This window comes from Orenia metallireducens (assembly GCF_001693735.1).
Lineage (GTDB): Bacteria > Bacillota > Halanaerobiia > Halobacteroidales > Halobacteroidaceae > Orenia > Orenia metallireducens.
This window is the reverse complement of sequence record NZ_LWDV01000008.1, coordinates 124,034-146,580: the sequence shown is the minus strand read 5'-3', so window position 1 is coordinate 146,580 and position 22,547 is coordinate 124,034. Positions and strand designations below refer to the sequence as shown.

The window sequence follows — 22,547 nt, the reverse complement described above, 5'->3', positions numbered from 1 at the left end:
TTAATTACTCCCCCTCTTCTCTCTCCAAATCTAGAGCATCGACTAATTTACCTAAGATACCGTTAATAAAATTGGCTGATTTCTCATCACTAAAGCTCTTAGCCAACTCTACTGCTTCATTAATTGAAACTGCTACTGGAATATCATCCTTAAATAGAATCTCATACATAGCTAATCTGATGATATTTCTATCTACCTTACCCATCCTATCTACCTTCCAATCGATAACATTATTATTAATTGTATTATCTATCTCTTCTAATTTTTCATAGGTACCCTCTAATAATTCCAATAAAAAACTCTCTTCTAATATCAATTCAGGCTGCTCAGACTTTAGAACCTCTAAATTTTCTTCCAAACTTTCTTGATTGATATCCATCTGGTATAATAACTGTACTGCTACTTCTCTTGCTTCATGTCTGTTTAATTCCCTAGTCATATTCTTTCCTCCCTAAAATATAATCAAGACCACTACTAAGCTTAAATTTAAACTCAACTTCTCATTAAAAAACCACCCATTAGTTAAGTAGGTGGTAAATTATTAGTTAATCTTAATATACTTAATAATTATTCATTATTTGGTAAGATATCATTAATTAAATCTTTAAAATCCTGTTTATTATCATAACGCATACCTAAATAATATCCTATCCCTACACAGATGATAATAAAGATTGATAAGATAATACCAAAACGAATAATTAATAAAGCAATAATAAAACCAAGTAGAATTCCTAAAACTCTACCTTTATAATCATTTAAGAGGTTTAAAAGTTCCATTAAATCATCCTTGTTAATCACTATTAAACACCTCTCTTTTAGTCTAATCTCACTCTTTCTTCTCTCTTAATTTCTTTAATTAGAATCTGTACTTTCGATATCTTAACCCCTGTAGACTCACTTACTCTATCCTTTAATATCTCTTGTAATCGTTCTGATAATTCAGGAATAATAGTTCTACTATCAACAACTAAATTCAAATAGACATGTACTCCATTCTCTTTTACCCTTATCTGTGATTGTATATCTTTGGTATTAGATTCTTGTTTAACTATATCATGAACTAAACTATTGATAGCATCTAAAGAGATATTGACATCACCTAACTCATTTTTAGCAACTATAGCTTTCTTTATCTTCTTTTTTCTAAAGAATAGTTGTAAAATCCTAACAGAGATTAAGAATAAGGCTCCCCCTACAATTATCCCCTCTATACCTACAGTATAGCCTTGTAAGCTAGCAACTAGATATTCAATATCTAGTATACCTGAGTAAAGACCAATTATCAAGATAGAAAGAACCATGATAATTACATCAATTAATAATACTAATAACTTATCAATAACTTTCATCTTTAAACTCCTCTCTAAAAGTAGCAGTTTTAGTAACAATATTTAAAGAATAATCTTGTTCTAGTTGACACTCTATTATGTATAAAGGTATCTATCTATAAACTACATTATATATAGCACCATTACTTTATCGTTTATAAAAATATTATAATATTAATTATTTATCATTACCAATATATAGCTTTTTATGAAAAATTAATAGAAATATAAGAGAAGCTAACCCTTTAAACAAGAGCTAGCTTTTCTAGTACTTATCTTACTCTAGGAACTTCAACTTCCTCTATTTCCTCTACTTCTTCTTCCTCTTCTTGCTCTTCTTCTTCATCTTCAAAGCTAATACCTTGAACATGAACATTAACTTCTACTACATCTAAACCAGTCATGCTTTCAATTGATCTTTTGACATTCTCTTGAATCTCCCGAGAGACCTCAGGTATCTTTACTCCATATTTCATGATTGTATATAAGTCTACAGCAGCTTCAGTCTCTCCAACTTCCACTCTAACACCTTTAGATAAATTATTCTTTCTTAATATATCTGCAATTCCACCAGCTATACCACCACTCATTCCTGCTACTCCTTCAACTTCAGTAGCAGCTAAACCAGCAATGATTCCTACAACTTCATTAGCAATCTTAATACTTCCTACACCATTCTCAACTTCGCTCATATTTGCCCCTCCTTGTCTTTATTAAAATCTAACACATTCAACTACATAGCTAGAATCTCTAGCTAAAATACATCTTAACCATTATAACTAATTTAATAAAGCAATTTAGTATAAGTTACTATATATTGTTGTTCATTTATCACAATATCTATACTGAAGTCTAGAGGCATTTAATAATTACGAAATTTCCTAAAACTATTTATCTTTTGGTTTCATAATATGTTCAGCAATAAACCCTGTATCAAATTGACCTTTAATAAAATGTTCATTATTTAGAACTTCTCTATGGAATGGAATTGTTGTCTTGATTCCATCAATATTATACTCTTCTAAAGCTCTTAACATTCTTTTACGAGCTTCTTCTCTATCCTTACCAAAGGTAATTAATTTAGCAACCATAGAATCATAGTAAGGAGGTATCATATAATCAGGATAAGCACAACTATCAACTCTTACTCCAATTCCACCAGGAACTAAATACTCTGTTATCTTTCCTGGAGAAGGTCTAAAATCTTTACTAGGGTCTTCAGCATTTATTCGACATTCAATAGAAGCACCTTCTATTATAATATCCTCTTGAGAGTAACCTAATTCTTCTCCTTGGGCAATTCTAATCTGCTCACTAACAATATCTATCCCTGTTACCATTTCAGTTACAGGATGCTCTACTTGAACACGAGTATTCATTTCTATAAAATAGAAATTATTGCTATTATCTAATAACATCTCAACTGTACCAGCATTGTAGTAACCTACAGCCTTAGCAGCTTTAACAGCAGCATCTCCCATTCTCTCTCTTAATTCAGGATCAATAGCTGGAGATGGTGCTTCTTCAATTACCTTTTGATGGCGCCGCTGAATAGAACAGTCACGTTCACCTAAATGAACTACATTACCATGCTCGTCAGCCAAGATTTGGAATTCAATGTGGCGTGGATTTTGAACATACTTTTCTAGATATACTTCAGCATTTCCAAAAGCAGCCTTTGCTTCAGAACTTGCTGTTTGGATGGCCTTAACTAATTCTGCTTCATTGTTAGCTACCCTCATTCCACGACCTCCACCACCAAAGGAAGCCTTAACGATAACTGGATATCCAATCTCTTTTGCTATTTCAACAGCTTCATCAGCACTCTCAATAGCTCCTTCAGTACCAGGTACAACTGGCACTCCAGCAGCAATCATAGTTTCACGAGCTATAGACTTATCCCCCATCTTGTTTATATGCTCAGGAGAAGGTCCAATAAATTTAAAACCGCATTCCTCACATACTTCTGCAAAATGAGCATTCTCTGATAAGAATCCATAACCTGGGTGAATAGCATCCGCATGAGCAATTTCAGCTACACTGATTAAACTAGGTATATCTAAATAACTCTTATTTGAAGCAGCTGGTCCAATACAATATGCCTCATCTGCATATTTTACATGTAATGAATCTCTATCAGCCTCAGAATAAACTGCTACAGATTTAATACCAAGATCTCGACAAGCTCTAATAATTCTTAATGCAATCTCTCCACGATTAGCTATAAGTATTTTATTAAACATCATATTCAACTCCCTTATACTCGCTCAACTATAAATAGAGGTTGACCATACTCGATTGGTTCTCCATCTTCCACTAAAACATCTATAATCTTACATTTAAATTCTGCTTCAATCTCATTCATTAGCTTCATTGCTTCAATGATACATAAAGTATCTCCTGCATTAATAACGTCACCAACTTTAACAAATGGAGCTGCGTCTGGAGCAGGTGATGTATAGAAAGTTCCTACCATTGGAGCTTCTATCTTCTCTCCCTCAACAGCAGGTTTTTCTTCAGCCTTTGGCTGTGCTGTTGGTGCTTGAGTTGGTTGAGCAGCCTTTACTTCTTCCACTATTGGAGCTGGTGCAGCTACTGCTGAGTTATCTTGAGCTACTACTTTTCCTCCCTTTCTGATACTAATCTTTGTTCCATCACTCTCTAAATTGATTTCAGAAATATCAGTTTCATTTAAAATTTGTACTAACTCTTTAATGTCTTTTAATTCCATGTCTTTTTCCTCCCTATTAATTTCTGGTTCAGTTTCCCCAAAGATATCTTTCTCTTTCTTTCTCTCTTTTAAGAATTTTAATCCCACTTGCGGGAATAAAGCATAGGATAAGTAATCTTCTTCTTTCTCTGCATAACGTGTAACTTCATCTTTTATATTATCCAACATTGGCTCTAATAAATCAGCAGGACGACAAGTAATTGGTTCTTCATCACCAATTGCTCTCTTTTGAACCTCTGGATTGATCTCTGCTGGAGGTCTACCATAATACCCTTTAATATATGATTTAATCTCATCAGGAATTACCTTATATCTTTCCCCTAATAAGATATTCAATACTGCTTGAGTACCTACAATTTGACTAGTTGGTGTTACCAATGGAGGAAAACCTAAATCCTCTCTTACTTTTGGTATCTCCTCTAATACATCATGGATTCTATCTAAAGCCTCTTGCTTCTCTAACTGGGATACTAGATTAGATATCATTCCACCTGGTACTTGGTGAGAGAATGTTTGCATATCAGTGATTCTAGTAACCCCTCTAGGGAATCCTTTCTGTCTTCTTACTCTCTCCCAATAACTATCTATTTCAAATAATAAGTCTAAATTCAAATCAGTATCATATTCAGTTTCTCTTAAAATAGCCGTCATAGTCTCAACTGGTGGCTGAGAGGAACCAAAAGCTAAAGATGCAGTCGCCGTATCGACAATATCAACACCTGCTTCAATACCTTTCAAATAAGTTGGAATCGCCATACCTCCAATATAATGACTATGTAATTCAATTGGAATATTGATCTTCTCTTTAATTGCTGAAACTAAGTTATAGGCACGGTAAGGGGTTAATAATCCAGCCATATCCTTAATACATAAAGAATCTGCCCCCATATCCCTTAAAGTAACTGCAGTCTCCACATAATGATCAATAGTATGAACAGGGCTAACAGTATATGCTACTGTAGCTTGTGCATGCTTGCCAGTTTCCTTAACTGCATTCATAGCTGTTTCGATATTTCTAACATCATTAAGAGCATCAAAGATTCTAAAGATATCTATTCCATTCTCCGCTGCTTTATCAACAAATGCTCTAACAACATCATCTGGGTAGTGTTTATACCCTACTACATTCTGCCCTCTCAATAACATCTGTAATGGAGTCTTACGGATATAGCTATTTAATAGCCTAAGCCTCTCCCATGGGTCTTCATTTAGGTAACGCATACAAACATCAAAAGTAGCTCCGCCCCAAACTTCCATAGCATTATAGCCAACTTCATCCATCTTACCGATAATCGGTAACATATCTTCAGTTCTCATCCTTGTTGCCCACAATGATTGATGAGCATCCCTTAAGGTTGTATCGGTAATTCTCACTCTTTTCTTCATTCTTCTCCCTCCTAAATACTCATTCTATTATTTCTATATTTACAATTTAACTCCTTTTTAAGCGTTAAATTTATTGGCATTTACTAGCCAAAAATAATATACTATTAATTTTCAATCCTAGCCTATAACTAATTTACTGATTACTGGACTTAATTACAGAAAGACTCAGGTTAACGAACAAATATAACCTGAGCACTGTTAATCTTATTTAGTTATTATACCTTCTTTAATATATTTTGTCAATTCATTCAGGTTTTTTCTCAATGATAGTTATATTGTGCAAGTTAATATCTGTGCTATTTTTAATAATATCACCAAGCTTTGCTACATCCTCCTTCTTTAAAGCTTCTGTACAAATAATGAGCTCTATAGAATTGTCATGAATAAAGGCGATTCCATCATCATATCCCCTTGCCCTGACTAAACTTTCAATCTCCATCTCTTTCTCTATATTATTCGTTAAAGTCAGTAAACGTTCCTGAGCCTTAGATTTTAATCCTTTATCAGAATTAGGGTTATTTATCATCTCTCTTAAAAGATCTATCTGTTCACTACGAGCTTGATCTCTATCAATTCTATATTCTACAAAAAAGTCCTTACCTTTATTTTTTGTATCTTTGTCACCCTTAGATAAATTGATTACCTCCTCTGCTGTTACATCATTAAGGATTGGCTCTTCACTTATAATTTCACTATCAGAATCCTTTATGTCTTCTATCTCTACATAGCCTTCTTGTGAAGATACATCAGCTATATGACTATCTGATACTGGACTACGATGAATTACTACAGCCGTTACCATGCCCACCCACAACATCAATACCAGAAACCACCCTGCCCTTCTCTTTAACTCTTGGTCAGTTATCATTCCAATTATTTTCATTAAGATCACTACCTTTCTTTTGATAATATAACTATCTTATGGCTAGGTACTCCCAAACCTATCTTAATTGCCCTTAATAACTTTGCCTTAATATACGAATTCTCAGCCCCTTCTGCAACTACCAATACACCTCTAATTTGGGGTTTGACCTCCCTTTTTACCACAGGAACCTGTTCACCACTATTATTAAGCAATACTACTTCAGTTCTATTATCATATTGAATCGTCTTACGATTTCCTCCAGAGTTATCCTCTTCCAAACTCTCTTGCTTAGAATCTTGATAATCTCTAGCATAGGTGTACTCTGAACCTGAGTCCAAGGTTATGTCTACATCAACCTCTCCAACCCCTTCAACCTGAGATAGCATCTTCTGTAACTTAGCCTCAATACTCTCTTCTAAATTTGAAGTAGTTGTATTTATTGAGCTTAATTTCCTACTAGTTAGGGACTGCTTTGCTTTAGGTGCAGAGACATCTTTTCCAAAGTCACCTAATAGCATTAAAAAGACCCCTGCTAAGACCAATACAACCAAATATCTGATAAATTTAAATTGTGATTTATTTAAAAAACCATCTTTTCCAAAAATATTATCCATTCAAATTCTCCCCCTCTCTTATCTCCATTATTTTTCTGAAAATATCTATGTTTTAGCAGATTCTATTTATATAAGCTAAGTTTAAATTTAAATCTTAACCTTAATCTAAATCTATTGTAATCTGCTCAGTATCAATGCCATAAAAACTGGCTATCAGCTCTTTTAATTCAGCCATCTGATTATCCTCATTATCTTGAGGTGGATTATTCTTGGATAAATCTACACTAACCTTTTTAACCCTAGTATCCCTCCCTTTAATAGATACTCCTTTTAGTTGACTATTAGAATTAAAATCTACTTTAGCTTTGATATCTGTCAAATCTGAATTCAGCTTGATCAAAGCTTCAATTTGCCTATTTAACCTTCTTTTATAATCTTTTGCTCTACCTTGATTATCTTCTTTTAACTTCTCACCTTCTTGAACTATCTCCTCAAAAGATGGTTTACTATAATTAAATATATTAAAAAGACTCAAAAAATTTGACTGATAATTTAATAAATTAATTATTGGACTTAAAATCACTAGGATAATAAATAGTCCAATCACCATATTGATTTCACGTTTAGTATTATTATTAGGTAATAGCATCTCAATAAAGTTAGCAAAGATAATTACCAGTACTATATTTCTAATCCAGTTTGTTAGAAAATCCATTCTATCACCTCATCATTACAGTAAAATTAGCTGCTCCTACCATGATAATTATTACTACAAAGAACATTACCCCTACAATAGCTACTGATGCAAAGATGTATAATAAGTTATTAGCTAATCTATTAAGACAATCAACTATCTTATCATCACTGATAGGTTGAATAAGTGCTGCTGACAACCTATAGATAAAGACTAAAGCCAAGATCTTAATTACAGAGAAGGAGCAGAATACAATAATGATAAATACACTAAAGACTCCTAAGGCATTCTTAATTAATAATGAGCCACCTATAACCATATCTAAGGTACTCGATAAAAAGCCCCCTACTACTGGAATAAAGCTTCCTGTTAAATACTTAGCAGTGCGGATAGTGACCCCATCACTTACAGTAGCAATAGTTCCTTGGGCTACAATAGTTCCCAAAAAGATTGTAGTAATCAAACCTAATATACTCGCAACCCCCTTCTTAAATAATCCTGCCATCCCTGTCACCTTAAAGTTATTAGACAGATTATTTACTATATCTAAGATAGTAGCCAAAAAGATAAGGGGAAAGAGAATATTGATAATAAATGTACTTAAACTATTGACTATTAGAAAACTGATTGGATGAAACAAGGCTGCTGAGGTAACATTGCCCATGCTAACCAATAAAGATAATAATATTGGTAGGATTGCCTGCATAATATCTACCATATCCCTAATTGTATCTTTACCAATTCCTATCGCTACCTTAAAGGAGTTAAGAGCTATAATCACCAGTACCAGATATACTATCCCATTAGCCAGATTATTGACCTGTGCTGAGTCATTTGACTGGAAGGTCTTAAGGACTGCTACCATCATAGCTAGGACTATTAATTGACCTAACAGTTTACTATTTGCCCAAATTTCATCTAAGAAGTACTTTAATATCCCTTTACTAATCTCTATTATCTTGATTCTAAAACCATCTTTACTGAATAATTTAATAATATCCTTAACACTTATTTGAGGAAGGTACTCCTCTACCTCTTTATTCAATTTTTGAACTTCTTTATCTAACTCTGAAAGATTCAACTTCTGCAACTGCTTTTCTATAATCTCTCCAGGTTGAATTGATAAATCCGAATCTGAATTATTGGCATCTATAGGTGTTGAAATTAGAGTTAGTATAAATATGAGTATTAATAGCTTCTTCATATTATCACGCCTTTATGGTAAGAGTTGCATTACTGACTCTAAAATAGCTAACATAATTGGAATACCTAAAATCATTATAAAAATTCTACCAGCCAATTGAATCTTCATAGCTATACTCTTTTGACCAGTATCTTCACAAACTTTATAAGCAAATTCAGTTATGTATGAGATGGCTATTACCTTTAAAATCGTTTTGAAATAAATCAAATCTATATTGGCCTTTGTTGCCAAATTCTCCATTACATCAATGATTACGGCTATTCTGCCTACCAATAAGAGTAGAATAATCAATCCCACTACTATACTTAACAGCAAAGATAATTCAGGCTTATATTGCTTGATTACTACAGCTAAAATAGTACCGATAATACCTATACCTACAATCTGGATTATCTCCACTATATCCCCTCCTAAAATCCAAAGATACTACGAACATTAGTAAATAATTGATTTATCAGCTGAATAATTACCATCAGTACAATAATCACCCCAACTAAAGTCAACATCTGGGCTTGCTCTTCCTTCTCTGCCTGCTTTAGTACCATATTGAATACCGAAATTAAAATACCTAAGCCTGCAATCTTAAAGACTAAATCTATATCCATTCTCTAACCAACCTCCCAACATATAATCTAGAAGATATTGCAACACTTGCTACTTCTGTTAATAGTAAATAGTTTTTTAATCCGAAAAAATTAATGTTTGAACGAAACAAAAATCGAACTAAAACTTAGAATACGGTAAAATTTTAATCTAGAGAATCTAATAAATGATAATCTCATAATTTTGATTGCTGAGTGAGTGGGCTCTGCCACGAAGAGTTTTTGTTCTGGGCTGCCCTTGCCACGAAGGGGTTGTTTATAACCCCGAAGATAAAACTCCTAGGTTTAGTTACTTTTAGGGAGCCCTGAAGGAAGTGTTCTTTCTTCCTGAGGAAGTACTCTTAGGGTGCAATGCTAAAAGTAACCCGCCCTTAGGTGCGCCCTGAGGGGGACCTCTAAAACTAAGATCCCACGGAGGATTATTTTTTTACCCGAAGGTGATTTTCCCCGAGGAAGTACTCTTGGGGTGGAACCTAAGCATTTTATTTACTTTTTTAAAAACCAAAGTGTCGTAATATCTATATTAATAGTCAGCATCTCTAAAATATCAATATCGCCAAAAAAAACCCTGCCAAAACTCCTAAATACCTCCATAACTTAACCTTCTCTTCCTTCTCAGTAAAGGCTTGTTGATATAGAGCATCTAACTTGTGTTGGGCTAAATTCATATACTTAACTTGGTCATCAATACTTGTCTGCCCTAAATTATAACCAAAGTCTAACAGAACCTCTATATCCTCTCCTGCTAAAGCTGTTTGACTATAAGTATCATTGACGGCCCTCTGCCAAGCCTCCTCTGCTATCACCCCAGAATCCAATTCTTCTTGTGCAATTTTAAAGATTGTTGAAATTGGTGATGACAAACTATTAGTCAATTTACTAAAGGCTTCAGGCAAGGGAGTAACCCCATAACTTATCTCAGTCTCTAACATCTGTAAAGCAGTCTGTAACTCCCTTAACTGTTTAGGTCTTAAAAGGTATTGCTGGGCTATAATAAAGCCGATTGTCGTACTACTACTAATAATAATTAATGCACCTAATAGTTTCATTTCCGTCCCCCTATATCTTAATAATCTTCTCTACTGTACCAGCTCCCTGCCGATGGCTTAAGATAATTATCCTTTGAAAAGTATTACTATTTATGATTTTTTTCAAGCTTGGTCTTAATTTCAACTCATCTAAGCTACTACCATGGACAGTAGTAATGATTCTCACCCCTGCATTGATAGCTTCCTGTAAGGCTTTAACATCCTGCTCTGACCCAATTTCATCGGTAACAATTACATCAGGGGACATCGACCTGATCAATAGCATCATCCCTTCAGCTTTAGGGCATCTATCCAATAAATCTGTCCTTACTCCCAATCTATTCTGGGCCACCCCTTGATATGCCCCTCCAATCTCAGAACGTTCATCAACTACCCCTACCTTCAAACCATTAAATCTCAAGTTGGGAATTCCATCACTTAACTGGCGAGTCAAATCCCTAATTAAAGTTGTCTTACCACAACGAGGTGGAGAGATAATCAATGTATTATAGATATCCCTTCTCCCTTTAACTATCTCTTTAATCACCTTATCACCTGCACCTATAATCTCTTGACAGATTCTGATATTCAGTCCTGAGATATGCTTAATCCTCTTAATCCCTTTCTCATCAGCAATAACTTGACCAACCAAGCCTACCCTATGCCCACCAGTTAAGGTGAAAAACCCTGCTTTAATCTCCCCTTCTAAAGTGAACAAGGAGCTTTTGGTCATCAGATTTAATGTATCCTTAATAACCTTTGCTGTTACTGAATATGCTTGATTAATCTCTTTAATCCTATTACCTCGACTATCAACTATTAATTCCCCTCGCTGCCTCTCTAAGATTAGAGGTTTTCCTACCCTTAACCTTATCTCTATCAAATCATCTATTTTATTATCATCTATATGATTAATTATCCTTCTAAGCTCAGGGGCTAGTACAGGTAAGATACCTTGCCTTAAAATTCTATTCATTTTATTTTCCATAGATACCACCTCTACCTAACTATATTAATCTCATGGTAAAAATATGCAATAAAAAGAAAAAAGCCAAACAGAAACTCTGTTCAGCAAAAATAATTTATATCATATTGTTATAATTAGACTTTGAGATATTATATAAGTCAATGTATATATTACAACACTTTCTACTTTTAAAAGTAAACAATCTCTCTTAGGTTGCGCCTAAGGGCACCTTACTTTTGGCATTGCCCCAAAAGTAAGCAAACCTACGGGTTCATATTTAGAACCCTTCGTGATAAATCCAGTCTAGAAAAGAATATACCTACGAGTTTTAAAAAACAAAAACTCTTCGTGGCATAACCAGCCCACTCACTGCGCAATCAGAATAATAAGTATTATCAATCATTAGATTTTCTAATTAGAACTTTACTGTAATCTAAATCCCATCTCAATTTTTGCTCCGTTCAAACAACAATTCTTTTCACCTTTAAAAACCTTAACCCTCAACTGTACATTGTACACTGTAAACTCACAACAAAGTATCAGAATATTTATATTCATTAAAATAAGAATCTAAATTATAAACACTATTTAATGATTAATCTCATAATATTGATAATAATCTTTCAAGATATCCATAATCCCTTGACTGATAAGTAGATAATCATCTTCATATAGATTGGCTAAAGAGACCCTTAAGGTCCATTCTGGTCCTTCAAATCCTCTCCCTGCTAAGCAGATTATCCCTTTCTCTCCTGCTAGCCTTATGATAAAATCTAAATCCATAAAATGTTCCACTAAATAATTGGCAAATTCCTCTCCATACTCTTCCCTTGCCAAAGCCACAATATTAATCAATGCATAGTAGTGGGTCTTATTATTTCCTTTTAGATAAGGATAGCCTTTAGGGAAAGCACTATATAGCTTCTCAATCCGGCGTTCTAATATATTCTTGATAAAGCCCTTATATATCTTCTCTTTATCCATTAAGTTAAATAATGAAAATAAAGAGATAATTATCTGTTAAGGGGTAGAGAGACCACCAGTATGCGCCAAAGCTACGTCACGACTATCAATTACCAATCTATCAATAAATTTAATCTCATCAGGCTCTGTTGAAATAATACTATAGCGTTGCTGTAATCTCTCTTTCTCTTTGGGAGATAATTCACTAATTAAGTGATCTACAACATTATCTTGATGTAACATAATCGCCCCTAAGCGCCAGCCAGTTACTCCAAAGTATTTAGAATAGGAGTAGATACAGATTGTATTTTCAGGTATAGCACTAACTAAAGAATAAAAACCTTCAACAAAGTTGGCATAAACGGTATCAGTCATTATAATTAAGTCTCGACGTTTATTCTTAACCAATTCTGCAATCTTATCAATAGTATCAGAATCAATTGTTACTGAGCTAGGATTGATAGGATTAACTAGATAGAGTACCTTTATCTCCTCATCCTCTAGCTTCCTTAGCTCACCTTCAGGAATCTGCCATTCCATCTCTTCGCTCTCTTTAATCTCTATATTTATCAATTCATAATCATCCAACTTAGGAATCTGTAAATAAGGTGCAAAGATTGGAGTAATTGTTGCAACCTTATCACCACAGTGGAGAATCCCATTCTCCTTTAAGGAACGAAAGGAGTAGACCATAGCCTGAGTTGCACCTTCTGTAGCAAAAAAGTTAAACTGGTCAGAGGCAATATCCTCAACCATCAGTATCTCAGATAGATAGGCATTGATGAGGTTAGCTGTATGAGGAAGAATTCGTGATGGATATGGATAGAAATCACCTAAAGCTCCATCTACCATCTCAAAGACAAAATCATCTTTATTGAATTGGAATCTTTCCTGGGCATAAGTAATAGCCTTTTGGAGAAACTGCCCCTCTTTACTCTTATCCTGCTGTAAATACTCTTCTAACCTATCTGCAATCCCTTCCTTCTTAGGACGATATCCTAAAAACTCTTCTTCAGCTAAGCTGTTAGCAATCTCTGTAGAGAATAATATTAGCTTAGCAAAAGCCTTTCTAACTACAGTATTAAGAAAGTTAGGATTTCCCCTTCCAGAGTTTAAGATTGTGCACTCCTCTACTTGGCGGCGCTTACAACCTTTTATACTCTCTTCTTCTAGAATATCAGTTATTTCAAAGGGGCTTAACTTAGAATACTCTAACTCTCTCTCATAACTTAAACCAAATGCCAACGCTTCTCGTTCTTCTACTGTAATATGTTCCATAAGATGCCTCCTATATTATTCAGCTTTTATTATTGAATAATGTAATTTACTCTACAACCTTATAGATAGTTTGCTTAATAATAAGGATATTATGAGAAGATTAGTAAATCAGAGATAGATTATTCACAAAGTATAAATAGTAGACCAATTAATAGACCACCTATAGTTTCCTTAATAATATAGAAGAAAGAGCACGATTTCTCGTGCTCTTTCTCATCTTCTACTCAACATATATCATCTTTTTAGTCATTCCACCATCAATCACAAAGTTTTGTCCTGTAATAAACTCTGCCTTAGCTGATAATAGATATTCCACCATTGATGCAATATCTTGAGGAGTACCTACCCTACCAGCTGGATGCTGTAAATGGTCTTCTTCAGATAGCTTTTCCTGCTTTCTCTCACTCTTTTTCTGATAATTAGAGACATCTATCCAACCAGGACTGATACAATTTACTCGTATATTAGGTCCCAAGCTCATTGCTAAAGAATGAGTCAGAGCATAGATACCACCTTTACTTGCACTATAGGCTTGAGTATCTGGCTCAGACATAAATGCTCTAGTAGAAGCCATATTAATAATAACTCCTTGATTATTACGGAAATATGGTGAGAAATATTTAGTCGTTAAGAAGATACTACTTAAATTAACTCCAATTACTCGATTCCACTCTTTAAAACTCAACTCTGTAATAGCTTTATTGATAGCAATGGCAGCATTATTAATGATATAATCTATCTCTTTAAATCTTTCTGTTACTTGCCTTGCTGCATCAATTATTTCATCTTCTTTGGCTACATCACACTTAATAGTTAAGATATTATCTCTAAATCTTTGATTATCTTCAATCAACTCAGCAATCGCTTCTAAATCATTATCTAAAACTACAACATTACAGCCTTCTTCTAATAGGTGGATAGCTATCACAGAACCAATCCCCTGTGCTCCACCTGTTACAATAGCAGTCTTAGTCTTCATCTTAACCTCCTTTAAATCTTTTAATTAAATAGTTAATAAAAATCCAATCACTTTAATATTTTTGAAGTATAAATAATTTTAGAAAAGTAGAAGACAATTTTGCCACAAGTATACACTGATCTTTACAGATTAAAACCAAATTAATCTTTTATATCCCAAAAATATTTCTTCAGTCGATAAAAATATCTCCTTTAGGGCGTCCGTGTTTTATCTATGTTAATCTGTGGCTAATTCCTTAATTTTCTCATATTGTATATAACATCTTAACTATTATTCTCTACAAAATCATCAATTAACCACCTAGCAATACTGACCTTATCTGGAATTTGGGGCAGATTATCAACGTTAAACCATTGTGCATCTGCAATCTCTTTATCATCAATTACTATCTCTCCACTAGCATATTCTGCCCTATAGGCTACCATCAAAGAATCTGGAAAGGGCCAAAACTGACTACCAAAATACTCAATATTCTTAATTTCTAGACCGACCTCTTCTTTAACCTCTCTTCTGACGCACTCTTCTAAGGTCTCGCCAGGCTCTACAAAGCCAGCAATCACACTATATAATTTATTTGAAAAACGATGGGAATTGGCTAACAAAATTTCACTACCTCTAGTAATAGCTACTATAATAGCTGGGGATATCCGAGGAAATATTATCTGATTACACTCACTACAGATTTTGGCCTTCTCTCTCTTTAAATTCTCTGTAGGATTTCCACACCTACCACAATATTGACTATCATGAGACCAATTGATAAATTGATGTCCATAACCAATCAATCTGAATAAATCTTCATCTATCATTCCATAAAGTTCCCTAATTCTATAAAAAGATAAACAGTTAAGTAATTCATTCGGTGAATCAAGCAACCCCACATAACAGGGAACTCCATCTAAAGTACCCAAAAACTCTGTAACAATCGGTTTTAAATTATCTACAAATCTATTATTAATATGAGGAATAGCAGGTGTATTATTATCAAATTTAAGCAAAATCTGATTTTCACTAAATAACAGCCAATAAGCTGAGTCCAATTTATTAGATATAGGTATTGTCAAGGATTTAAATTCCATATAATATCTTCCTTTCTTTAATTACAATTATAATTATTAAGCTATTCTATAACTTCTCCACTCCTTGCTAATCACCTTGCCAAGCTTTTAATTAAAGTAGATTATTTTGCTAACTAAATTTTAATGTATTAAGGGCTAATGGGGGGGAAAGGGTGAGGTGTGATTTCTAAAAGTATCGCAATATCTATCAATTATGTTATTTTGCTATAAACTAATAAAATAGCCCCTGATTAGGAGCTATTTTAAGTTAATACATACTTCTATTTGTTAATTATATATACCCTTGCTTCCCAAGGCTGAAACCGGTTATTTTGGGATAGTAATTCTGGTTGCTTATCATAGTTGCCTATAACTAATTTCCAATCTTCATTAATATTATCTACTCTATATTCTACTCTATCCCCAGAAATATTTAATAAGATTAAAAATTCTTCTTCTTTATCTCTTCTAGTATAAGCCAATATCTGAGAATCTTCCTCTCCATAAAGTTCAAGGTTTCCACGCTTTAATGCAGTATTAGCTTTACGTAAAGCTATCAACTCTTTATAATAATTTAAGATAGAATCAGGGTCTTGGCTCTCTTCTTCTACATTAATTCTCTTATAATTAGGATTTACCTTAATCCAAGGTTCTCCAGTAGTAAAACCTCCATGATCTTGACTGTTCCACTGCATTGGAGTCCTGGAATTATCTCTATTATATTGGAGGAAATATTCCCAAGCTTCCTCTTCATTTTTGGAAGACTGAAGTGCCCACTCATACCTTTTCTTACTTGCTTGATCTTGATATTCATCAATATCATCAAATCTAACATTAGTCATTCCAATCTCTTCACCTTGATAGATATAGGGGGTTCCCCACATAGTCAATTCTAATGTAGCAAATAATTTAGCTGATTCTTCCCAGTAATCTTTATCATCACCAAAGATAGATACATGTCGAGGTAAGTCATGGTTACTAAAGAAGACTGTATCCCACCCTTTAGGACTTAAAGAATCATACCATTCTTTAAAATACTTCCTTAAAACCGGTGCATCAAGCTTCTCCATATGTACATGTCCAAAGTGGAATACCATATCAAGCTCATTTCTATTCTTATCTACATAAAGTCTCGTGGATTCTGGAGTAGTACCTCCTGTCTCACCAACGGTCATTACATCATAATTAATCAATACCTTCTGATAAAGCTCTTGAAGATAATGATGAGTCTCTTCAAGATTACGATAATTCCTTTTACCCCATTCATGTTCAGGCTTAGGAGCATCGGGTAACCCTTCTGGTTTTCCAATATGATGGATAGCATCTAAGCGAAAGGCATCTATCCCCTTATCTATCCACCACTCAACAATTTGATAGATCTCTTCTCTAAGCTTAGGATTACTCCAATTTAGATCAGGCTGTCTATGATAGAAGTGATGTAAATAATACTCTCCACTACCTTCATCAAAACTCCAAGCTGAATCCTCAAAGTAAGACTCCCAATTATTAGGCTCCTTAGACCAGATATAATAATCCCTCTTAGGATTATCCTTTGAAGAACGGGCTTCAATAAACCATGGGTGCTCATCAGAGCTATGATTTAAGACCAAATCCATCATCACTTTAATCCCACGTTTATGGCATTCTTCAATTAATAGTTCAAGATCAGCCATAGTCCCAAACTCCTTCATAATATCTCTATAATCAGATACATCATAACCATTATCATAATTTGGAGAGGAGCAGAAAGGGCTTAGCCAGATAACATCTACCCCAAGTTCCTCTATATAATTAAGTTTACCAGTTACCCCTGCTATATCCCCTACTCCATCCCCATTAGAGTCAAAAAAGCTTCTAGTATATATCTGATAAACAACTACATCCTTAAACCAATCTGATTTCTTCACAATATATTCCTCCAATCAAAGCATTTATTTAGTTACTGAACATCACTTCATTATTTCATTACTTGTCACTCATTACTCGTTACCCGTCACTACTCACGCTACTTCCTTATTCTCCTTAACTAATGCCAACCATACCTTAAAGGGATTCCTTTCATAATAGAATCTCATTAAATTGATTCCACCTCTAATCCCTTCATCTAAAATTAGAGTCAGATACATTCCTATCAATCCTAATGAGAAACCAAAAATCATTATTGGTGACAAAGAGACTACAAAGATAGTCCCAAATATCTGGGAATATAGCATCCATTTGGTGTCACCAGTACCCCTAATGGCATGACCCATCACTACATTAAATACCTGTAGATTGATATGTAGCCCTGATAAGCGGAGTAATGGTATTGCTCTAGCAATCACACTAAGGTCTGAAGTGAAGATACCTGCAAGAAACTTAGGGAATATCAAGAATATCAACCCAAAAATTAAAGTAACTACCACAGATAACCTCTGACAATAAAATCCTATATCCCGTGCCTCTTCAAAGTCTTCATTACCCCAATATTGACCAACCTTGGTCATTGCTGCCTTAGCAAAGCCAAGATAAATAAATAATGCCAGAGATTGAATCCCTGCTACTAGTGAGTAAATACCTATAGTCATCCCATCAATCTGATTTAATAAACGTACAATTACCAATTGCCCTATATTCCATAAAAGAGATTCAAGTCCACTAGGAATCCCTATATTTAAGGTCTCCTTATATAAATTCCAGTTCGGTTTTAATAAAGCCCTTTTAGAGAATTTAAAGGGTAAATCACTATAAAATATCACAGCTATAAAGATTCCAACAGCTGCTATAATATTCGATAGCATAGTAGCTAAGGCTGCACCCTCTAAGCCTAGAGCAGGTAGACCAAACTTACCATAAATCATCACCCAATCTAAGAAGAGGTTACTTAGACTCTTTATAACTCCAAAGACCATGATTGGACGAGTAATCCCTACCCCTTGAAAGATAGATGCTGCTGAAATCTCAATTCCTAGAAAGATCAATGAGACTGCTAAAATCCTTACATAAGTAACTGAATCCTGAAGTATCTGACCTTCAGCTCCAAAGAGTGAGAATATCCACCTTCCTCCTAAAACCCATACTAAAAATAGTCCTATTGAAAATACTGTAGAATAAAAGAATGAGGACTCTCCTAAACGCTGAACCTTATTATAATCCTTTCTTCCGTAATTCTGAGCTACCAATACTGTCAATCCTGTTGCTGCAGAAAAGAAGAAGAAATTTAGAGCATTATAAGGAATCAAGACATTACCAATTGCAGCTAGATAACGAGACTCAAGATTTCCTAGAAAAGCTCTATCAATCATAATCTGAAAATGCATTACTATATTTTGAATTATAATCGGTAAAGCTATAGTTAAAATTACTTTCAATTTGCTTATATTCTTATTCTCTTTCATCATAACCCTCCATTCATACCTACCAGTCGGTATGTTTTTGAGATAAAAAAATTACACTTTCAGCCTTAGCCAATAGTTATCAAATAATCTCTTAAACATATTTTGATTCTGCTTGATACCTGGATTTACAAAGTTCAAATATGATAACTGCTGCAATAATGCATCTAACTCAAAGGATAAGACTTCTGGATCTAAATCTTGACGAATCTCTCCTCTTTCTTGTGCCTGCTTAAAAGCAGCTGTTAAAACTCCTATCTTAAGCTTATCAGATTCATCTATTGCCCTTTGAAACTCTGGATATTTCCGAGTAGCTTCATATAAAAAGGTATAATAATGTAAAATTGCATCATCAGTATCAGAACCTACCAAGTCTTGAATATACTTTTTCTTCTCTTTAAGAGATTCAAAGCCTTTCCAAATCAAATCCTTTATATTTAAATCTATATTCTCTAGCCATTTAGGTATTCCATTTGGAGTAAAAAAATCCTTTAAAACTTGATAATATAAATTCTCTTTACTATCAAAATAATGATAAATACCACCTTTAGTCAATCCTGACTTTTTAGCAATAGCATTTAGGGAGGTTCCTTGATATCCTTTACAGATAAATAGTTTGAAAGCAGTATTGATTATCTTCTCTTTACTATCGATTACAATCTCCCTCCTTTAAATTTAAGTTTTATATAATTGTTTATATAATTGTCTATATAATTATAACTAAATTAGTAGAAAAATCAAGATAATCTATAAAATATTTTAACAGACAAGCCCTTTAACTAGATTATAATTCCAATCTCAATAACTCTGTTACATTATTATTTTGAGAAGTTTCATGTAATCCTCTATAAAAACTATTAAAATCAGGTACTTCCTTAAAGTAGAACAGATGTGCTTGACAATCACAATCACTCGACCCAAAACCAGTAAAAAGAACATAACTATCCTCTAAACTTTCCAGTACTTGTGCCCACTTATGTTCATACCTCTCTCTTCCATAAGTATACCAAATCTCAATAAGCTCTGTCACCTTTCTCAAATAATCAATATGCCAATAGAGTTTTTTATACTTCTTATTATGCCTTCTGACCCTTGAGTGTACCCCTCCAGAACCAAAAGCACTCCCTACATAAGCATAATAACCTTTTAGGATATTAAAATATCCTAGTTTACCAACTTTAACCCTTTTATTCTCTTTAGCTTCTAAAATTAAGATATATGTTCCAGGATCTGCTGTGATTGTGCTCTTAATCTTTCGCCATGACATCTTTAATTTCCTCTCCTTAAAATAATGTTATTTAATCTATTTCTTCACCTTACTACGGTACTTGAAGAATACAACTAAGATTATTATTAGATTTAGAATTTTATCATACTCTTCTGGCAGATGGACAAGTAACAGCTTTAATAAAATAATTGCTAAATATTTAATATTACTTTAAGAATTATAGTCTTTTTATTCTGACCCTTTTCTGCTAATCTTATATATTCAGATATAACTACAAAGGGGAGTAAGGTAATTAAAATAAGTAAAGGTACAAAATTCTCCATAGTATATCAAACTTCTCTTCAAGAATTACCTTAAATAATTATCAAAAATCTATTATCTTAGTATATAAATCTTGATGAAGTTCTTTATTAATAAGATCAAAAGTATGCCCTTCACCCTCTAAGATACATAACTCCACTTGATTATCAAATCTCTTTAAAGTATTATATAATAGCTCACTTTGCAAAAGAGAAACCTCAATATCTGCCTCTCCATGAACAATCAAAAAGGAGGTACTTCTAGGCTTATATAATTAATTGGATTCACCTCTGTTATCTCTAATAAATCTGTCATTCCATAAAAATCACAGACTGCTTGTACCTTGCTTAAATGATCTAGGTACTCACCTAGATCAAAACCTCTAACATCTCCTGCTGTACCTAATAAAGATGCCAAATGCCCCCCGATTGAACGTCCCCAAACTCCAATTTTCTCAGGATTAAAAACATAATTCTCTCCATTAGCCCTAAGCCATCTAACAACAGCTTTACAGTCTTCTATCTGAGCTGAGAACTCTGCTTCATTATATAATCTATAGTCTATTATCGCAACAGCATATCCATTCTCAATTAGTGGTCTAGAAACACTATAAACCTCTTCATAGCCATTATTAGTACCTATTTCCCACTCCCCTCCATATTAGAGCTGATTGTATACCAATCTATATTTCTTGATAAATACATTACAGTAGCTAGAATAATAAAGACAGCAATACTACCCACTAATAGTGAAAAGTCTTGGCTTTCTAATAGTATATACAGAAAAGCATATAGAAGTGTTAAAATTCCTCCCATTAGTCCTGCTAAGATATTCTTTATAAATATACTCTTAGCATAAAGGGTGATTAACAAAATAGTACTGATACTAGCAATTAAGTAAGCAATCCAAAAATAAAGATACTCCGACAGTGATAGTAATAATAGATAAAATATAATCAAGGCAAATCCAACTAATAGATATTGGATAGGATGGATATTAATCTTATTTAATACCTCAACAAAAAAGAATACTAAAAAGGTTAAGAAGATGAACATAATAGCATACTTGATAGAACGGTTACTCTTCTGATAAAGGTCTACAGGAAGAAGTAAGTTAACACCAAAAGCTGATTTATAAATACTCTTACCAATCTCCTTACTATCTTCTTCCAACAACTGTTGAGGATAATTTCTATTCAAGTTTAATACCTTCCACTCTGCTTTAAATCCATTCTCAGTAACCTCTCTATTAGCAGGTAAGAAGCTACCCTTAAAGTTTGGATTCTGCCACTTAGAGTTCAACTCTACCTCTGTCTTCTTACCAAAGGGTAAAAAGTTCAACTCTTGGCTTCCATTTAAGTTCAAATCTAAAGCAAAATTATACTCTCCTGCTGAAGTTAAGGGAAGGCTTATATTTACTCCTGATTCAAAGATATTTCTAATCTTAGTTCCTGGTTCAACAATAAAATCATCTTTATTCCACATAATCTTAATCTGTTCCTTAATTCCTACCATATCAGAGATTCCTAAAGATAAGAAAGCCTCTTCCCACTTAACATTCTCTTCTTTAATATTAAATTTGGCAAAATCTGGAGCTAAAAATTTACCTTCTATCTTTAATTCGCTAGTATATAATACCGCCTTATAAATCCCTCTATATCGAACCTCAGGATTAATCTCTCCCTTAATATATAAGTCTTCTGGTAAAAAATGAGCATAACTAACCCTTGTTTTAACTTCTGCTTTACTATCCTTATAATATATTTCATAAGGAATAGTAAGTATAGGCCCACCTAAGATCTGACTCTGACCCCACTTTGAAGTTATCTCTCTAATAGCATCCTCTTTTCTAAAGCTTCTTTCTCGAATTAATGAAGTAACCATCGCAGTTGGAATTAATAATACTAAGATTAAAGCTCCTATTGATAACATCTTGAAAATTACCGACTCTTTGATAAAGCTTCTAAACTTTTCAAAATCCATAAAAGTCATCCCCTTTACTTCTA

25 protein-coding genes are annotated in these 22,547 nt (G+C 33.6%); all 25 read right to left on the bottom strand.

Going from position 1 to position 22,547, the window contains the following annotated elements; translation table 11 throughout:
* Positions 1–4: 4 nt before the first annotated feature.
* Positions 5–439 carry a transcription antitermination factor NusB gene (gene nusB, locus U472_RS05590; protein WP_068716377.1) on the bottom strand — a complete coding sequence of 145 codons (435 nt, stop codon included), beginning with the start codon at positions 437–439 and terminating at the stop codon, positions 5–7.
* A 128-nt stretch (positions 440–567) separates the two neighbouring features.
* Positions 568–801, bottom strand: a complete 234-nt coding sequence (locus U472_RS05585) for a DUF2273 domain-containing protein (protein ID WP_245684748.1) — start codon at positions 799–801, stop codon at positions 568–570.
* A 17-nt stretch (positions 802–818) separates the two neighbouring features.
* Positions 819–1,352 carry an alkaline shock response membrane anchor protein AmaP gene (gene amaP / locus U472_RS05580; protein WP_068716376.1) on the bottom strand — a complete coding sequence of 178 codons (534 nt, stop codon included), beginning with the start codon at positions 1,350–1,352 and terminating at the stop codon, positions 819–821.
* A 251-nt stretch (positions 1,353–1,603) separates the two neighbouring features.
* Complete coding sequence (locus U472_RS05575; RefSeq protein ID WP_068716374.1) at positions 1,604–2,023, bottom strand: Asp23/Gls24 family envelope stress response protein; 420 nt, start codon at positions 2,021–2,023, stop codon at positions 1,604–1,606.
* Positions 2,024–2,218: 195 nt separating this feature from the next.
* Complete coding sequence (accC, locus tag U472_RS05570) at positions 2,219–3,574, bottom strand: acetyl-CoA carboxylase biotin carboxylase subunit (RefSeq protein ID WP_068716372.1); 1,356 nt, start codon at positions 3,572–3,574, stop codon at positions 2,219–2,221.
* A 14-nt stretch (positions 3,575–3,588) separates the two neighbouring features.
* Positions 3,589–5,448, bottom strand: a complete 1,860-nt coding sequence (gene accB, locus U472_RS05565) for an acetyl-CoA carboxylase biotin carboxyl carrier protein (protein ID WP_068716369.1) — start codon at positions 5,446–5,448, stop codon at positions 3,589–3,591.
* A 244-nt stretch (positions 5,449–5,692) separates the two neighbouring features.
* A complete protein-coding gene (locus tag U472_RS05560) occupies positions 5,693–6,331 on the bottom strand; it encodes a SpoIIIAH-like family protein (protein ID WP_068716367.1) in 639 nt (212 codons plus the stop codon).
* Between the two features lie 8 nt (positions 6,332–6,339).
* Positions 6,340–6,927, bottom strand: a complete 588-nt coding sequence (locus U472_RS05555; protein WP_068716365.1) for a hypothetical protein — start codon at positions 6,925–6,927, stop codon at positions 6,340–6,342.
* A gap of 100 nt (positions 6,928–7,027) precedes the next feature.
* Positions 7,028–7,582, bottom strand: coding sequence for a stage III sporulation protein AF (spoIIIAF, locus tag U472_RS05550; protein ID WP_068716363.1), 555 nt, complete (start codon positions 7,580–7,582; stop codon positions 7,028–7,030).
* 4 nt (positions 7,583–7,586) lie between these two features.
* Positions 7,587–8,765 carry a stage III sporulation protein AE gene (gene spoIIIAE, locus U472_RS05545; protein WP_068716361.1) on the bottom strand — a complete coding sequence of 393 codons (1,179 nt, stop codon included), beginning with the start codon at positions 8,763–8,765 and terminating at the stop codon, positions 7,587–7,589.
* Positions 8,766–8,777: 12 nt separating this feature from the next.
* Positions 8,778–9,164 (bottom strand): stage III sporulation protein AD, encoded by a 387-nt coding sequence (spoIIIAD, locus tag U472_RS05540; protein WP_068716359.1) that lies wholly within the window; start codon positions 9,162–9,164, stop codon positions 8,778–8,780.
* An 11-nt stretch (positions 9,165–9,175) separates the two neighbouring features.
* On the bottom strand, positions 9,176–9,370 hold the full coding sequence (spoIIIAC, locus tag U472_RS05535; protein ID WP_068716357.1) for a stage III sporulation protein AC: 195 nt from the start codon (positions 9,368–9,370) through the stop codon (positions 9,176–9,178).
* Positions 9,371–9,906: 536 nt separating this feature from the next.
* On the bottom strand, positions 9,907–10,416 hold the full coding sequence (gene spoIIIAB, locus U472_RS05530) for a stage III sporulation protein SpoIIIAB (RefSeq protein ID WP_068716353.1): 510 nt from the start codon (positions 10,414–10,416) through the stop codon (positions 9,907–9,909).
* 10 nt (positions 10,417–10,426) lie between these two features.
* Entirely contained in the window at positions 10,427–11,383 is a 957-nt protein-coding gene (spoIIIAA, locus tag U472_RS05525; protein ID WP_068716351.1) for a stage III sporulation protein AA, read from the bottom strand.
* Between the two features lie 567 nt (positions 11,384–11,950).
* A complete protein-coding gene (locus tag U472_RS16170; RefSeq protein ID WP_083189774.1) occupies positions 11,951–12,346 on the bottom strand; it encodes a PLP-dependent aminotransferase family protein in 396 nt (131 codons plus the stop codon).
* A gap of 36 nt (positions 12,347–12,382) precedes the next feature.
* Positions 12,383–13,603: a bifunctional aspartate transaminase/aspartate 4-decarboxylase gene (locus U472_RS05520; protein ID WP_083189773.1), complete on the bottom strand. Its 1,221-nt coding sequence runs from the start codon at positions 13,601–13,603 to the stop codon at positions 12,383–12,385.
* Between the two features lie 220 nt (positions 13,604–13,823).
* On the bottom strand, positions 13,824–14,582 hold the full coding sequence (locus U472_RS05515) for a glucose 1-dehydrogenase (RefSeq protein WP_068716347.1): 759 nt from the start codon (positions 14,580–14,582) through the stop codon (positions 13,824–13,826).
* A 263-nt stretch (positions 14,583–14,845) separates the two neighbouring features.
* Positions 14,846–15,661, bottom strand: a complete 816-nt coding sequence (gene nudC / locus U472_RS05510) for an NAD(+) diphosphatase (protein ID WP_068716345.1) — start codon at positions 15,659–15,661, stop codon at positions 14,846–14,848.
* A gap of 260 nt (positions 15,662–15,921) precedes the next feature.
* Complete coding sequence (locus U472_RS05505; RefSeq protein WP_068716341.1) at positions 15,922–17,547, bottom strand: glycoside hydrolase family 13 protein; 1,626 nt, start codon at positions 17,545–17,547, stop codon at positions 15,922–15,924.
* A 93-nt stretch (positions 17,548–17,640) separates the two neighbouring features.
* Positions 17,641–19,017 carry an MATE family efflux transporter gene (locus tag U472_RS05500; RefSeq protein WP_068716340.1) on the bottom strand — a complete coding sequence of 459 codons (1,377 nt, stop codon included), beginning with the start codon at positions 19,015–19,017 and terminating at the stop codon, positions 17,641–17,643.
* 51 nt (positions 19,018–19,068) lie between these two features.
* Positions 19,069–19,647 carry a TetR/AcrR family transcriptional regulator gene (locus tag U472_RS05495; protein WP_281201079.1) on the bottom strand — a complete coding sequence of 193 codons (579 nt, stop codon included), beginning with the start codon at positions 19,645–19,647 and terminating at the stop codon, positions 19,069–19,071.
* A 151-nt stretch (positions 19,648–19,798) separates the two neighbouring features.
* Positions 19,799–20,281, bottom strand: a complete 483-nt coding sequence (locus U472_RS05490; protein ID WP_068716337.1) for a GIY-YIG nuclease family protein — start codon at positions 20,279–20,281, stop codon at positions 19,799–19,801.
* 325 nt (positions 20,282–20,606) lie between these two features.
* Entirely contained in the window at positions 20,607–20,789 is a 183-nt protein-coding gene (locus U472_RS05485; protein ID WP_068716335.1) for an alpha/beta hydrolase family protein, read from the bottom strand.
* Positions 20,786–21,184, bottom strand: coding sequence for an alpha/beta hydrolase fold domain-containing protein (locus U472_RS17370; RefSeq protein WP_083189771.1), 399 nt, complete (start codon positions 21,182–21,184; stop codon positions 20,786–20,788). Before U472_RS17370 ends, U472_RS05485 begins: the two co-directional genes overlap by 4 nt.
* Positions 21,181–22,524, bottom strand: coding sequence for a cell envelope integrity protein CreD (creD, locus tag U472_RS05480; RefSeq protein WP_083189770.1), 1,344 nt, complete (start codon positions 22,522–22,524; stop codon positions 21,181–21,183). The genes U472_RS17370 and creD overlap by 4 nt, the downstream gene beginning before the upstream one ends.
* Positions 22,525–22,547 lie beyond the last annotated feature (23 nt).